We start from the raw sequence: 16,179 nt of genomic DNA on the forward strand, positions 1-16,179 counted from the left end.
AGAGCTGTCAACCCACAACAGGACAATCAGCAACAACTGTAAACCGCTTCCAGAACAACTAGAGATCTTTGTAAACCAAATTCAGTATTTTCTAACAATGGGTGTAAACCTAGAGCAGGACAAGACCCTCCCTTAAATCCTATAGCGATCCCTTAAAGATGTCCCGTATATGTCCCGTATATGACCCGTATATAAGCCGTAGATGTCCCATATCTTTAAAGAGATGGAACATATATGACTCAGATATGGCTTTGATATGACTCATATATGGGACATCTCTAAAGGATCCGGCTACTTTCCAGCATCTTTCCGGGAAACCAAAAAAAAAGTTGGCGGTCGACTAGGTATATGCCTTTAGTTGATTGTCTACACTAATAGAAAACTTGTTCCACGTAGTAGATAAGGCCGGTTAAATACCGGGAATGCATTAAAACTGATACAATTATGCCGATAGCCAGAATACGGTATCTCGTAGCGCGGTATTTGAACGGTGCCTGTACGCCACAGGAGCAGCATGAACTATTTGAATGGATTAACCGCTCGCAGCAGGACGATATGCTGAAAGCAGCGCTGGAGGACGTGTGGCATACCTACCAGCCCGAAGGTCAGATGCCCGAAATAATGTCGGACAGGATATTAAACAATGTATTTAAGGAAACACCTGTATTACGTCCCGTAAAAAGGGGCCGTCCGTCACCGGTCATATGGTGGGCGGCGGCCGCCTCGGTGGTAGTACTCGCATGCACCGGCATCTACCTGTGGCAACCGCCTGTAGAAAAGCAGGTAGCAGCGGCACCCAGGGAGCAACGTTTCCGGAACGAAGTGCAACCCGGCGGCAACAAGGCCCTGCTTACGCTGGCCGATGGAACGGTGATAGAACTGGATAGTGCAGGTACAGGCGTATTGGCTACCCAGGGTAGCGTACAGGTAAAAAAACTCGCAAATGGTCAACTCGTATACCAGGAAGTAGACGGTAACAGTCTGCAACCCGGCACCAACACAATGAGCACACCACGTGGCGGCTCCTATAAAATAACCCTGCCCGATGGCACACAGGTATGGCTCAACGCATCGTCCTCCATTACCTACCCCACGGTATTTACCGGCGGCGAAAGAGTGGTAAGCATTAGCGGTGAGGCGTATTTCGAAGTTGCACAGAACGCGCAGCAGCCCTTTAAGGTGTCTACCAGGGGCATGGAAGTACAGATTCTCGGTACCAGCTTCAATATCAATGCGTACGACGACGAACCTTCTGTACGCACTACCCTGCTGGAAGGATCGGTAAAAGTAGTAGCAGGCGGACAAAGCACCCCGCCCATCCAGCCTGGCCAGCAGGCTAAGTTAACCAGCAACGGGCTAACCGTTATTAATGACGTGAACACCGACGAAACCATTGCCTGGAAAAACGGCTACTTCCAGTTTACCGATGCCGATATGGCCACCGTTATGAGGCAACTGGAAAAATGGTACGATGTGGAAGTGATTTATGAAGGGCAGATACCGAAACGCAGCTTTGGTGGTGGCATGCAGCGCACCCTCCCCCTTACCAAGGTACTGGACATCTTAGAAGAGAACGACGTACAATTCCGCATAGAAGGTAAAAAGATCATCGTTATGAAATAATAAAAACTGAGTCAAATTAAAACACAACCTTATGTAGTTACAATTCCATTTATGAACTGCCTTCAAATAAAAATGCCAGAAATGCTGGAAACATCTCTGGCGGTGCGTTTGATGAGCAGCTAACAACCATCGGCAAGACAGTATCATTTACTCAACCAAACAAATGCAAAAGTATGCAATTTAACTGTAACATTTTTTGCAGCCGCAGCGCCATGCCTATACCAGAAAAGGCAGCAGCGGGGCACAACAATGTGGTTAAGCAAGATTTTCCACGTTTATCTCAAATTCTGTTAGCGATGAAGTTAACACTACTCCTGGTTACGGTAGCCATCCTGCAAGCAAGCGCCTCCGGCGTAGCACAGTCGGTGAGCTTTTCGGGGAACAACGTTCAGCTAAAGAACGTGTTTACCGCCATTAAAAAACAAACGGGATACGTTGTGTTTTACGACAACGAGTTGCTGAAAACAACCCGCCCTGTTACCGTACACCTTAACGGCGTATCGGTAGAAGAGATGCTGGCTGCTTCACTAAAGGGACAAAACCTGGCGTTCAGCATCAGCGACAAAACGATCTCTATCCGCAAAGTACCGGCTTACATTGCCCCCGTGCTGGTAGTAGCCCCTACTGCCGTGAACGTAACAGGTAAGGTAACGGACGATGAAGGATTGGCGTTACCAGGCGTTACGGTGGTGATCAAAAACACCCAGAAAGCGACAGTAACCAACGACAGCGGCATTTACCGCCTGCAAAATGTAGGCAATAGCGACATTTTAGTATTCTCTTACATCGGCTTCGAGAAACAGGAAGTAGCTGCCGGAGGCCAGAGCAGGATCGATATTAAAATGAGCAAAGCGGTGAACAGCGGTCTGGACGAGATCGTAGTAGTAGGTTACGGCACCCAGAAAAAGAGTGATCTTACCGGTGCGGTGGCTTCTATTAGTGGTGATGCGATTGCCAATCGTAAAACCACGCAGATATCGCAGGCGCTGCAGGGTGCAGTACCCGGCGTAATGGTAACCAGGAACAGTAATGCGCCCGGAGCTACCGCCAACATCCGCGTACGTGGTATTACCACCATGAGCGACCAGGCAGCTGCTCCATTAATCATTCTCGATGGTGTACCTATTGACGATATCAACTCTGTGAACCCGAACGACGTAGAATCTATGTCGATTTTGAAAGATGCGGCTTCTGCGTCTATCTACGGTTCCCGTGCAGCATCGGGCGTAGTGGTGATTACCACTAAACGTGCTAAAAACGGCCAGATGGCACTGGACTACACCTACGAGTACGGTGTTGAAAAGCCGACCAAACTGCCTGATTATGTAAACGCACAGCGGTACATGCAACTGGTGAACGAATTAAGGTGGAACGATAACGGTAACAATGCCAATGAGTATCCTACTTACACCAAAGACCTGGTAGATAATTACTTTACCCGCAACCAGGAAAATCCTGATCAATACCCGGTTACAGACTTCCGCGGCCTGATCCTTAAAAATTCCGCACCCCGCCAAACACATATGCTGACCCTCTCGGGTTCGGGCAAAACGTTGCGCAGCAGGGTATCGCTGGGTTACGACAAATCGGAAGGTTTGTACGATCAGCGTGGTTATGAAAGGGTAACGGCCCGTATCAACAATGACCTTACGTTTAATAAATACATTAATGCCAGCGTGGACTTCAACTTCCGCCGCACGATGGTAGACCGTTCCACGGTACTGGCAGACGGGTATGATGACGAACCATTTTATAAAATGGGCATCATGCCGGGCATTTATGCGGCAGAATATACTGATGGCCGTGTAGGTTCCGGTAAAGACGGCGCCAACATTTTCGGTCAGCTTAAATATGGTGGTTATAAGAAAGAATGGTACAACCAGGTAGGCGCTAAAGTAGCCCTCGACATTACTCCGGTAGAAGGCCTGAAAATATCGGCCGTGGTATCGCCATTCCTCAACTTCAATAAAATCAAACGTTTCCAGACCAGGGCTCCTTACACTTCCTGGAATAATCCGGGCGTAACTTCAGGTTATCTCGAAGGACTGGCAGAAACAAAGCTGAGTGAGAACAGGAACGACGACTATCGTTATACCATCCAGTTCCTCGCCAACTACAATAAGAAATTCGGCAAACACGACCTGGGTGTATTAGCAGGTTACGAATACTTCCGCGCCTTTAACGAAGACCTGGGCGCTTCCCGCGGTCAGTACGGATTAACCAGCTACCCTTACCTGAATATCGGCCCGCTGGAGTTTCGCGACAACAGTGGTACAGCTTATGAAAATGCGTACCGTTCTGTTTTCGGCCGCCTGTCTTACAGCTTTGCCGATAAATACCTGATACAGGGTAACCTGCGTTACGACGCTTCTTCCCGTTTTGCCTCCGGTTATCGCTGGGGTGCATTCCCTTCAGTATCATCAGGTTGGGTATTATCAGAAGAGAACTTCCTGAAAACGAACGCCAAGTGGTTATCCTTCCTGAAACTGCGCGCCTCATGGGGTTCGTTGGGTAATGAAAGGATCAGGGGTAACTATCCGTACCAGGCCATCCTTTCTTTCGAGAACGCATCTTTGTTCTACCAGGGCAATAACGTGGTGGCAGCACAATCGGCCGCGCAGTGGCAGTACGCTATCCGCGATATATCATGGGAAACTACGGAGTCGTACAACTTCGGCGCCGATGTTAATTTCTTAGACAATCGCCTGCGCCTTACCGCCGACTACTTCAAGAAAACCACCCGCGACATATTACTGGAACTGGAAATTCCCGATTACATCGGCTTCGATAATCCATTCCAGAACACAGGCCGCATGTATACCAACGGCTGGGAGTTCCAGGCTAACTGGAACGACAAGATCGGTGACTTCAGTTACAGTTTATCGGCCAACATATCCGACTTCCGTTCTAAAATGGGTGACCTGGGCGGTACCGAATTTATCGGCGACCAGATCAAGATAGAAGGCAGTGAATTTAATGAGTGGTATGGTTATGTATCAGAAGGCCTGTTCCAGACCGATGCAGACGTAGCTAAATCGCCCGTAACCAGTGCCAACGTAAAAGCAGGTGATGTGAAATACAAAGACATCAGCGGCCCTAATGGTGTACCCGATGGTAAAATTTCTCCCGAGTACGACCGCGTATTACTGGGTGGCTCATTACCTCGTTACATGTACGGCGGTTCAATCAACGCCAGCTACAAAAACATCGACCTCAGCATCTTTATGCAGGGTGTTGGTAAAAGGAACGTTCGCCTTACTCCCGACATGGTACAGCCATTGCGCGAAAACTTCGGCAACTTCCCTACTATCATCGATGGCAGCAGCTGGAGCAAATACAACACCGAAGCGCAAAACCTGGCCGCCAAATATCCAAGGTTCACCAATACATCGGCCGGTAACAATTACGCCATGTCTGACTACTGGATGTTTAATGGTTCCTACTTCCGTTTAAAGAATATCAGTTTAGGTTATAGCCTGCCACGCACGCTGGTAAACAAAGTGCACATTCAAAACCTGCGCATTTACGGTACCATCAGCGACCTGTTTACGCTTAACAAATATCCCAAAGGCTGGGACCCTGAGCAAAGCGGGCTTACTTACCCTATCACTACCGGTTACGTTATCGGCGCATCTGTTAAATTCTAAAACAGCACCACATGAAACTGATCAAACTAACATCCGCATACAAACAATTTACCGCCGGTTTGCTGGTATTAAGTCTTGCCGCCTGTGGCAGTCTTGATCTCAACCCACTCGCCGATGGTTCCAGCGAAACCTGGAACTCCAATGCAGAAGAGATAGAGATGTCGCTCAACGGCCTGTATAAAGATGCCTTTTGGCCCGAAGACAGCGATGAGTGGACAGATGATTTTATTTACCGCGATGCGATGACGCCGATTACCGGCGCTACCATCACCGGTGAAACAGACTTCGTGAAATCGTGGTGGGTTAATACCTATAAAGCGATCGCCCGCGCCAACACCGTTATCGAAAGTGTAGACCGTGCCGCTGCTAAATTAACGCCCGACCAGATCAACCGTTATAAAGCAGACGCCCGCTTTTCCCGCGCCTGTTTTTATTCCAGGCTGCTGTCGCACTACGGCAACATCATTTATACCGAAAAGATGCTGAACATCGAAGAAGCATTAGCGTTGAAACAGATAGATTCAGCTATTGTTCTTAAAAACATTTATGCAGATTTTGATTCTGCCGCACTGTACCTGAAAAAGACCTATGGTGCTAACGAATTAAAACGCCCTTCGTCCGGCGCGGCCTTAGCCATGAAAGCCCGTATTGCTTTACAGATGCGCGACTACGCTACCGCCCGCGATGCGGCCCTGCTTTGCATGAATCAGAACGTTTACAAACTGCATCCCAGCTTCTCCGACCTGTTCATTTCCAAAACAAAGAACTCGCAGGAAAGCATCTTCGCCTTACCACGTTCCATCGCCTTAAAAGTAACCTTCGGCGACTGCCAGAACTTTGTATCGCGTAATGCAGGCGGCTGGGCAGCTAAAGATCCATCATGGGATTTATTCTGCTCGTTCCTTTGTAAAGACGGCCTACCGATAGATGAATCGCCGCTGTTCAATCCACGTAAACCCTTCGACAACCGCGATCCGCGTTGTGCCGCTACCATTGTTCCTTTTGGTACTGCGCACCTGGGTTTTGTATTTGAACCGCACCCCGATTCACTGAAAGTATTACAAACCTCCAATAACAGCAGGGTAGAGAACAAAGACACCCGCTCCATTGCCCAATACGCATCGTTTAACGGCCTGTTGTTTAAAAAAGGCATAGATGGCGACTGGTTACTGAACTCATGGCAAATGGAGGCCGATAAGATCATTATCCGCTATGCAGATGTGTTGCTGATGTATGCGGAAGCAAAGATCGAACTCAATGAAATAGACCAAACCGTACTCGACGCCATCAACCAGGTGCGCGCCCGTGCTTACGGCGTAGCTTATACCAACGTAGCCGCCTACCCTGCCGTAGTAACCACCGACCCGGCTAACCTGCGCAGTATTGTCAGGATAGAAAGAAGAATGGAGTTTGCCCAGGAAGGTACCCGTTATGCAGACATCATCCGCTGGAGAATAGCCGGCAAAGTACTGAACCTGCCCAACTACGGCATGCTGGACCCTGCCGACCTGAGAACTAAAGTAGTAGCGCCAGGCCTGTGGTTCTTCCCGGAAACACCACAGATAGACGAAAACGGTACGGCAGACTTCCTGCCCATGTATACTGCCGGCCTCATCAAACAGGTAGCTATCCGCAAATTCGACGAAACAAGGCAATATCTCTGGCCCATCCCTTCTACCGAAGTACTGGCCAGCGGATTAACACAGAACGATAACTATTAGTGACTATGGACCATAAAAGAGTAGCAGCTTCGATATTATTAGCGGGGAGTTTATTTTCAATGCGCGATGCGGCCGGTCAAATGGCCGCACCGCGCAACATTAGCGGTGTGTACCCACAACTGGCCATGTATAATAACGAAGGTGAGTGTGGTACTGGCGCTGTGGTTCCGTGGGCGGGCAACTTATGGGTAATTACCTATGGCCCCCACCTTCCCTACGGCTCTTCCGACAAACTGTACGAAATAAGTCCGCTGATGCAGCAAACCGTGCGCAGCGAAAGTATAGGTGGTACACCCGCCAACAGGATGGTGCATAACGAAAGCAAACAATTGTTCATTGGCCCCTACGCCATTGACGATAAAGGCCAGGTACGCACCATTCCATATACTGCCATGCAGGGCCGTCACACAGGCAATGCCCGCCACCTTACCGACCCTGCCGGTAAAATTTACTACGGCACCATGGAAGAAGGGTTTTATGAAGTAGATGTAAAAACCCTGGAGCCTAAACAACTTTATCCCGATCGTAATAAAAATGGCAGGGTAATTACCGATCCTACTTCAGAAGTAAAAGACCTTTTACCTGGTGCGCATGGTAAAGGTTTATACTCTGGCCAGGGCGTAATGGTATACTCCAATAACGGAGAACCTACCAAAGAAGCCGAAAAGAAATACGACATACAATCGGGCGTACTGGCTGAATGGAATGGCAGCAACTGGAAAGTGGTACGCCGCAACCAGTTCGTGGAAGTGACCGGCCCCGGTGGTATTGATGGCAACAAAAACGCCGCGAACGACCCGATATGGGCGACGGGCTGGGACCACAAATCGGTATTACTTGCCCTGCGCGATAACGGCGGCTGGGAGTTCTTCCGCTTACCCAAAGCCAGTCACAGTTACGACGGCGCACATGGCTGGAATACGGAATGGCCACGCATCCGCAACATCGGTACCGGTGCAACCCCCGAATACCTGATGACCATGCACGGCATGTTCTGGCATTTCCCAGGCACCTTTAGCGCTGCCAACACAAAAGGTATCAGACCGCGCAGTGCTTATTTAAAGGTGATTGGCGACTTTACCCGCTGGAACGACCAGCTGGTATTCGGCTGCGACGATTCCGCCCAGAAAGAGTTCCTGAACAAACGTAAAGCGAAAGGAAATATCGAAGGGCCGGGCCAGTCGAACTCCAACCTCTGGTTCACCTCCCTTAAACAACCCGATTTGCTGGGACCTGTTACGGCCGAAGGAGCAGCATGGATCAAAGAAGATATTAAAGCAGGCGAATACTCCGAGCCTTTCCTGTTTGCAGGTTGGCCCGTACGCTCGGCCTGGGTACAAAATAGTGGCGCCGAAACCGTGAAATTTACCTTTGAGAATGAAAAGAATGCCGTTCTCAATTCCGTAAACGTAGCGGCCGGTGCTTCTGTAAATATCATCTTCCCTGCTACCGCAGCCGGCGAGTGGGTGAAAGTAAAGTCCGACAAAAACACCAATGCCACTTTGCACTTTTACTACAAAGGCAAAGATGGCCGCAGCACCACAACAGATGCGATGTTTAAAGGATTGTCGCCTGTTACGAAAGCTAATGTTACCGGTGGTTTACTGTACGGTTTAGGTCACAACCGCCGCGTACTGGGATTAAATGCCCTTACGTACAACGGTGCTACTGCTACCGAAAACGGTTACTACGAACTGAACGAAAACATGGAACTGGAAAAGAAAAATGACGATACCACCAGCGCGTTCATCCGCGGGAAGTTCGCCATTCCTGCCAACGCCGTTACCGTTGATAAAAGCTCCGTATTGATCGTTGATGATGCGGGCCGGCGTTATCGTTTACCATTAGGCAACGACGCCTTTACGCCACTGACCGACAAAGCAGCATTACGCGTTTGCCGCGAAGTAGCCACAGAGCGCGACCTGTTTAACTGTCATGGTACATTTTACGAACTGCCTGCCGAAAACGCAGATGGTTATGCTAAAATACGCCCCGTATCTTCCCACAACCTTCGTATTAACGACTACGCCTCTTACCGAGGCCTGCTCGTAATGACCGGCCTTGATGCGAACGTAACAGCTGGTGATCATATCATCGTATCAGCCGATAAAAAAGCAGCCGTTTGGGCAGGTGTGATCGATGATTTATGGAAGCTGGGTAAACCAACCGGCAAAGGTGGGCCATGGAAAAATACAGCCGTTAAGGCAGGCGAAAACTCCGACCCATACCTGATAGGTTTTTATGATAACCGCAGCCTGGAACTGTCGCACACCGCAGCAGCACCGGTTACCTTTACCATTGAAGCCGACCCTGTAGGCACCGGCGTTTGGATGACGTACAAAGAAGTAAAAGTAGCACCCGGACAAAACTTTACACACCAGTTCCCTGAAGGCTTTCAGGCCAGGTGGATAAGGATAAAAAGTAACCAGGACTGCACAGCCACTGCCTGGTTAACGTATAAATAGTAATGAAGAGAAACATTATCATAGTAGTACTGATGGTTTTAGCTGTGTGCGCAAGAGCTGCCGGAAACGGCGACTCCTTGCGCACGCGCAGCTATACCGTACGTGTAAACGACACCTCCACCTTTACCCTTAAACTGGCCTTCGACAAAAACGAAACACCGGTTTACTATTACCGTAACATTTTTACCCCCGTGTGTTTAACCGGAGAGTGCAAACCCGTTTACATCAACCTGTACTGGGATTTGTTAGGCAATTATGTGCGATACGATTTTCCACCGGGTGAGATATTAACCAAGGCAGATCACCGCCCGTTTAAACCAGATGACTACACGAAACTACAGGGCATACTGGCCAACACCTCGTCGATATTCAGCGAGTTACAGATGGCCGACCTGATTGCACCGGGTACAGAAAACCTGGCCGATTCGGCAGATGGCAAAACAGGAGCGACGCCTAAAAAGTTGAAGACCGAGGTGATAGAAGGTGCGGTGTATACATGTTTTACGATATGGCACCTGGCTAACGGTCCGGTTAAAAAGGAGATGGAGAAGATAACAGCAGGGTACAAAAGCAATGCACTGCTGCACCAGTTCCTGCAATCCAACAACCACCATTACCAATACTGGGCCATGGAAAGGGTGATGGATAAAGAAGGGAACATTACGAAAGGACACGAATCAGATATTAAATACATCATTTCCGGAAATAATTTGTTTACCGCGCGGTACGCGCTGCAAAAGGCGGCGCCCCGTTTTTTCGTGGCGGACACCATGCAGTTATGGTTATGGAGCACGTACCAGCAGGCTACCTATCCACTTCAAAACGCCATCTTAAAAAAGCTGGCAGAAGTAAAGATGGGCAGTGAACTGACCACACGACTGGCGGCGAACCTTACCGCCTCCAACAACGAACAGTTTAAACTGATGCTGGCCGCATTAAATGCCCAGCGGCAATTACCGCCACAGGCCATGCGGCAGATAGCCGGTTACCTGGAAGATCCCGGTCCGGGCGATGCAGCAGCCTTGTATGCGCTATTGAAAAAGTTTAAGCCAGATAACGAAGTAAAAAACAAACTGAAACAATACGAAACCCAACATCCACAAAATGAGCTCTAACATGAAAAGATGCAAGACATTAAGCATGCGGGTTATAAGTTGCCTGTTCCTGCTACTATTTAACATAGCAGGCGTAAAGGCACAGCAGCATGTGTTCGTAGAAACTGAATCGTTCGAAGATAAGGGCGGATGGGTGATAGACCAGCAGTCGTTCCCTGTAATCCACTCCTCGTACCTGATGGCACATGGTATGGGCAGGCCCGTAAAAGATGCGGCTACCACCGTTAGCTTTGCGAAAAAAGGCAAATACCGTGTATGGGTGCGTACCAAAGACTGGGCCCCGTTCCCAAAAGGACCCGGCCGTTTCCAGCTGACCGTTGATGGTAAAACATTATCACCCGTATTCGGCGAAAGCGGCAACGATGCCTGGAAATGGTACGATGGCGGCGAAGTAGATATCCAGAAAGAACAGGTAAAACTCAGCATCCACGACCTTACGGGTTTTAATGGCCGCTGCGATGCCATTCTGTTTACAGATAACGCGAAGTTTATACCGCCTGCCAGTAACGAAGCCCTTACCGCTTTTCGCAGCAAACTGCTGAACCTTACCGCAGCTCCTAAAGACGGTGGTAACTATGATTTGGTAGTAGTAGGCGGCGGTATTGCCGGTACCTGTGCCGCCATATCTGCTTCGCGCTTAGGTTTAAAAGTAGCCTTGATACAGGACAGGCCGGTACTGGGCGGTAACAACAGCTCAGAAATACGTGTACACCTGATGGGCGACATCGACAAAAACCATTATCCCAAACTCGGCCGCATTGTTCGCGAAATGGACAATGGAGATCCTGGTAACGGTAATCCTGATGCAAAGGAATATGGCGATGCGAGGAAGATACAGATCGTAAAAGCAGAGAAAAACATCAGCCTGTTCCTTAACACCCACGTTTATAAAATAGAAAAAGGTAATAATAAAATTACCGCCGTTATCGGTCGTAACATAGCCACCAACCAGGAGTACCGCTTTACAGGCACTTACTTTTCCGACTGCACCGGCGATGGCACCGTAGGTTACCTCGCAGGCGCCGATTACCGCTTTGGCCGCGAAAGTAAAAGCGAAACCAAAGAATCACTGGCCGCAGAAAAGGCCGACAGCTTTACACTTGGCACCTCCAACCTCTGGGCTTCCGTGCCAACAGATACCGTGTCGTCGTTCCCTGCTACGCCATGGGCATTGCAGTTCTCCGACGAGTATCATATCGACGAGGCAAAATCAGACTGGGAGTGGGAAACCGGCTTCGGTAACTTCAATACCATTTACCAGGCCGAGCAACTGCGCGATCATAACCTGCGCGCCATATACGGCAACTGGTCGTACCTGAAGAACAATAAAAAGGACAAGTACGCCAAAAATGCGCTGGCCTGGGTAGCCTACATTGGCGGTAAACGTGAATCGCGCCGTATTATCGGCGACCACGTACTTACGCAAATGGACATCCAGGACGGGGTACAATACCCTGATGGCTGCGTAACCGCCACCTGGACCATTGACCTTCACTTCCCGCAGGAAAAGAACAGCCAGTATTTCCAGGGACAGGAGTTTTTCGCCAGCACCAAACATATACGTGTGGCGCCTTACACCATTCCCTACCGCTGCCTGTACAGCCGTAACATCACTAACCTGTTTATGGCAGGCCGCAACATCAGCACTACCCATGTTGCCTTTGGCAGCACCCGTGTAATGCGCACCTGCGGTATGATGGGCGAAGTAGTAGGATACGCCGCCTTTATTGGCAAAAAGCATAACACCAGTCCTAAAGGCGTATACGAAAAACATCTTTCAGAACTGATGGGTATCATTAAAGATTAAACGAAAAAGCAGGAAGGCCACTGATCATATTTATGCGGGATCTTCATGATTTTGTATTAAACTTGAAAAAAATATGCACGTCTATGAAACTGATGGCCTTCCTGCTTTTATTTGTATCTGCTTTTACCTTTGCCCAGGAGAAACAAGCGCCCGCCGCTCCTGCCTTCTGGAACGATATTACCCGTTTTAAAAAACAGGATGAGTCCAACAAACCACAAAGCAACGCCATCTTATTTGTAGGTAGTTCTTCCTTTACCAAATGGACCGACGTACAAACTTATTTCCCCGAATATCCCATTATTAACCGTGGTTTCGGTGGCAGTACCCTGCTGGATGTAATTCGTTATGCGTACGATGTGATCCTCCCCTATCAACCTAAACAAGTAATTATTTATTGCGGCGAGAACGATGTAGCCTCCGGCCAGAAGCCCTCGGCCGACGAAGTAGTAACCCGCTTTAAAACACTGTACGGCATTATTCGCCAGAACCTTCCCAATGCCACTATCGATTTCGTTTCCCTGAAACCAAGTCCCAGCCGCACGCAGTACTTCAACACCATGAAAGATGTGAACAGGCAGATAGCAGCCTTCCTCAAAAAGCAAAAGAAAGCGCACTTCATCAATGTATTCGACGCCATGCTCGACGCCAACGGCAAACCGATGGAAAACATTTTCCTGGAAGACAGGTTGCATATGAATGCGGCCGGTTACGCCATCTGGCAGAAGATCATGCAGCCTTATCTTTTAAAGTAACATCTACCTATACACGTAGTAATCGGCCATAGTACAGGATTAAGGACTTTAACGGCCACAGACGTAGCCGCGGGCATTACGAGAAAAAAAATATGCAGGGCCAACGCCTTGCCTATCATTATGTTCCGTAAGCAACGACGGATCACTGCAGTATTACCGCTTTCATCTGTAAATAATATTATTTACTTTTAATTGCGAAGATTTATTGACAGTAACCAACGTACCACAACTAACCGTCTGCACAGCAGCCAAATTTCCCTACCTGTATGAAAGCATTTCTACTTTCGATCACGATTTTCATTGCCGTGCAACTAACTGCCATGGGCCAGGATTCGCTTTATCGCGGCCGGGTGACCAATGCAGCTACCGGGATACCGCTACAAGGTACTACCGTACTGATTAAGGGCAGTACGGCAGCCGCTTTTACAGACAGTACCGGCCATTTTGTATTACCCGCAGGCACCCGGGCTCCCTTTACAATATCGGTTACCAGTATAGGCTACTGGCAGCTGGAGTTGTCCGTTAAGCATCACTCCTTTATCAACATCCTGCTCGAACACAAAAATGAAATGATGAACGAGGTAGTGGTAGCCGCCACCCGCCGGGAAGAAAAACTCATACAATCCCCCATCAGTATTGATAAAATGGACAACCGGGCCATCAGGCAAACGGCGTCTGTTAATTTTTATGAGGGATTGCAGAACTATAAGGGCGTGGAGATGATAGCCAGCGGCCTGAACCTCCGCCAGATAAATACCCGCGGGTTCAACTCCCCCGGTAATGCCCGCTTTTTACAGTTAATCGACGGTGTAGATAACCAGCCGCCTGGTACAAATTTCGCCCTGGGCAATACCTTCGGCCCTTCCGACCTCGATATCGAAAGTGTAGAGATCATTCCCGGTGCCTCTGCAGCTTTGTACGGCCCGGTGGCCTTTAATGGCGTATTGGCTATGCGGACGAAAGATCCGTATGAATACCCCGGGCTGAGCGTACAGATTAAATCAGGCATCAATCATGTTGGTGATAAAAATACCGGTGCCCAGGGATTATACGACCTGGCCATGCGTTATGCCGGTCCGCTGGGCAAACGCTTTGCTATAAAACTCAACGCAGCCTACTTTACCGGCCAGGATTGGTTTGCAGATAATTATAATGATGTCGACGTACTCACCCCTGCGGATAAACGTGGGAACAGTAACCCGGCACGTAATGCACTCAATATTTACGGTGATGAAATTTCAAAAACCATCACAGGCATCGGCCGCGTATCGCGCACCGGTTACGAGGAAAAAGACCTGATGGATTACCAGGTGTATAATACCCGGCTGAACGGCGCCATCTATTATAAACTAAACAGCAACAACACCCTTAGCTACCAGTTTAACCTGGGCCAGGCCACTATATCACAAACCGGCAGCAACCGCAGCTCACTCAATGATTACCTGGTAACGCAACACAAGCTGGAACTGAAAGGCAAACAGTACTTCGTGAGGGCGTATGCTGTTATTGAGGATGCGGGCCATTCGTATAACTCACGTAAACTGGCGCAGGGCATTAATCTTACCTGGGTGCGCGACCTTACCGGCAACCCCGTTACGATAGCACAGGCGAACGAAACCTGGTTCACACGGTACGAAGCAGCATTTAAGGGTAATGTAAACGGTGTAACTGCCAACGATCACACCATTGCCCGCAGTTTTGCCGACCAGGGCCGTTACCTGCCAGGCAGCACAGACTTCGAGCGTGAGAAAAACCGCTTATCTCATCTCGATGGCCCGGAAGGTGCCCGCATCTTTTCAGAGAGTAAATTCTACCATGCCGAGGGTCAGTACGACTTCTCCAACATCTTCAAATTTGCGCAAGTTATAGCTGGTGGTAACTTCCGTACTTACCAGATGTTCACCAACGGCTCTCTGTTCGACGATAAAAATGGTGATATTGTAATTCACGAAGGGGGTGTGTTTATACAGGCGTCGCGCAAATTCTTCCATAATAAGCTGAACATACTGGCATCCGACCGTTACGATAAGAACCAAAACTTTAAAGGACGTATGACGCCACGTATTGCGGCAGCACTGGAGTTCAGCAAAAACCATTTCCTGCGGGCATCGTTCCAGACAGGCTTCAGGAGTCCTGTTCCGGCGGAGCAGTTCTATAAAAGCAATACCGGCACCTTTACCATATTGGGAGGGGCACCTGCAAACAGCGAGGGAATGAATGTGTACGAGAACTCTTATACCTTTACCAGCGTAGATAGTTTTGGTGTTGCCGTAAACAGGGCCATTGGACAAGGCGCTACCAGGGAAGAAGCCGTAGAACAGAACAAGAACAAACTGCAACAGGCCAATGTGAAATACATTGCGCCCGAGCAGGTACGCACCTTTGAAGTAGGTTACCGCAGCACCATCGGCGATAAACTTTACATCGATGCCAGCTACTATCATAACGACTACACGAACTTCATTATCAGCAGCCGTATGGTGCGCCCTAACTCGCCTGTAAAGGACGCCAGCGGCAATATTAATACAGCGGCCGCCACCGACCTGCTGAACAGGAACAGTCACATATTTGTGGTGTTTACCAACGGCAACGACAAAGTATCGTCGCAGGGCGCAGTGCTGGAAGCGCGGTACCTGCTGGGCAGTAAGATTACAGTTGGCGCGCATGGCACCTGGGCTGAGTTCAACATGCGTAATGCCAACCCGAACAACATACCCGCCTTCAATACACCAAAGTTCCGTACCGCGGTTACTGCAGGGGGCGAAAATATATGGAAACACGCCGGCTTTAACCTGGCGTGGCGCTGGCAGGAAAGTTACGACTGGTCCGGTACCCTTAACGATAACCGTCCGGGCCGCATAGGCGCCTACTCCACACTGGATGCGCAAATTAACTACCAACTGATTAAACAGAAGACCAATATCAAATTAGGCGCTAACAACCTGATGAACTATTACGCCTCGCAGGGTTATGGTTTACCAGCCATTGGCGGTGTTTACTACATCAGCTTCACCTTTGACGCGCTGACACGTTAGACCATTGCATAAAC

8 protein-coding genes are annotated in these 16,179 nt (G+C 49.1%); all 8 read left to right on the forward strand.

Features of this window, described 5'->3' with window-relative positions:
* The first annotated feature begins 444 nt into the window (after positions 1-444).
* The 8 genes from QZT80_RS07135 (at position 445) to QZT80_RS07170 (ending at position 16,165) form a co-directional block, all read left to right on the forward strand.
* The gene (locus QZT80_RS07135; protein WP_295119765.1) at positions 445-1,623 is read left to right on the forward strand and encodes a FecR family protein; all 1,179 of its coding nucleotides are present in this window, start codon (positions 445-447) and stop codon (positions 1,621-1,623) included.
* 296 nt (positions 1,624-1,919) lie between these two features.
* The gene (locus tag QZT80_RS07140; RefSeq protein WP_295119768.1) at positions 1,920-5,270 is read left to right on the forward strand and encodes a TonB-dependent receptor; all 3,351 of its coding nucleotides are present in this window, start codon (positions 1,920-1,922) and stop codon (positions 5,268-5,270) included.
* An 11-nt stretch (positions 5,271-5,281) separates the two neighbouring features.
* On the forward strand, positions 5,282-6,991 hold the full coding sequence (locus tag QZT80_RS07145) for a RagB/SusD family nutrient uptake outer membrane protein (protein ID WP_295119771.1): 1,710 nt from the start codon (positions 5,282-5,284) through the stop codon (positions 6,989-6,991).
* 5 nt (positions 6,992-6,996) lie between these two features.
* On the forward strand, positions 6,997-9,456 hold the full coding sequence (locus QZT80_RS07150) for a hypothetical protein (RefSeq protein WP_295119773.1): 2,460 nt from the start codon (positions 6,997-6,999) through the stop codon (positions 9,454-9,456).
* A gap of 2 nt (positions 9,457-9,458) precedes the next feature.
* Positions 9,459-10,571, forward strand: a complete 1,113-nt coding sequence (locus QZT80_RS07155) for a hypothetical protein (protein ID WP_295119776.1) — start codon at positions 9,459-9,461, stop codon at positions 10,569-10,571.
* A gap of 1 nt (position 10,572) precedes the next feature.
* Entirely contained in the window at positions 10,573-12,378 is a 1,806-nt protein-coding gene (locus QZT80_RS07160; RefSeq protein ID WP_295119778.1) for an FAD-dependent oxidoreductase, read from the forward strand.
* An 83-nt stretch (positions 12,379-12,461) separates the two neighbouring features.
* On the forward strand, positions 12,462-13,130 hold the full coding sequence (locus QZT80_RS07165; RefSeq protein ID WP_295119781.1) for a GDSL-type esterase/lipase family protein: 669 nt from the start codon (positions 12,462-12,464) through the stop codon (positions 13,128-13,130).
* Positions 13,131-13,396: 266 nt separating this feature from the next.
* Positions 13,397-16,165, forward strand: coding sequence for a TonB-dependent receptor (locus QZT80_RS07170; RefSeq protein WP_295119783.1), 2,769 nt, complete (start codon positions 13,397-13,399; stop codon positions 16,163-16,165).
* The last annotated feature ends 14 nt before the right edge of the window (positions 16,166-16,179 follow it).

Origin of the sequence: uncultured Chitinophaga sp. (genome assembly GCF_902168175.1) — a bacterium.
GTDB lineage: Bacteria > Bacteroidota > Bacteroidia > Chitinophagales > Chitinophagaceae > Chitinophaga.

Bases quoted from the DNA above. Each gene is read 5' to 3' on its own strand.
- QZT80_RS07145 (WP_295119771.1), top strand. From the start codon at position 5,282: ATGAAACTGATCAAACTAACATCCGCATACAAACAATTTACCGCCGGT.
- QZT80_RS07165 (WP_295119781.1), top strand. From the start codon at position 12,462: ATGAAACTGATGGCCTTCCTGCTTTTATTTGTATCTGCTTTTACCTTT.
- QZT80_RS07170 (WP_295119783.1), top strand. From the start codon at position 13,397: ATGAAAGCATTTCTACTTTCGATCACGATTTTCATTGCCGTGCAACTA.
- QZT80_RS07155 (WP_295119776.1), top strand. From the start codon at position 9,459: ATGAAGAGAAACATTATCATAGTAGTACTGATGGTTTTAGCTGTGTGC.
- QZT80_RS07160 (WP_295119778.1), top strand. From the start codon at position 10,573: ATGAAAAGATGCAAGACATTAAGCATGCGGGTTATAAGTTGCCTGTTC.
- QZT80_RS07140 (WP_295119768.1), top strand. From the start codon at position 1,920: ATGAAGTTAACACTACTCCTGGTTACGGTAGCCATCCTGCAAGCAAGC.
- QZT80_RS07135 (WP_295119765.1), top strand. From the start codon at position 445: ATGCCGATAGCCAGAATACGGTATCTCGTAGCGCGGTATTTGAACGGT.
- QZT80_RS07150 (WP_295119773.1), top strand. From the start codon at position 6,997: ATGGACCATAAAAGAGTAGCAGCTTCGATATTATTAGCGGGGAGTTTA.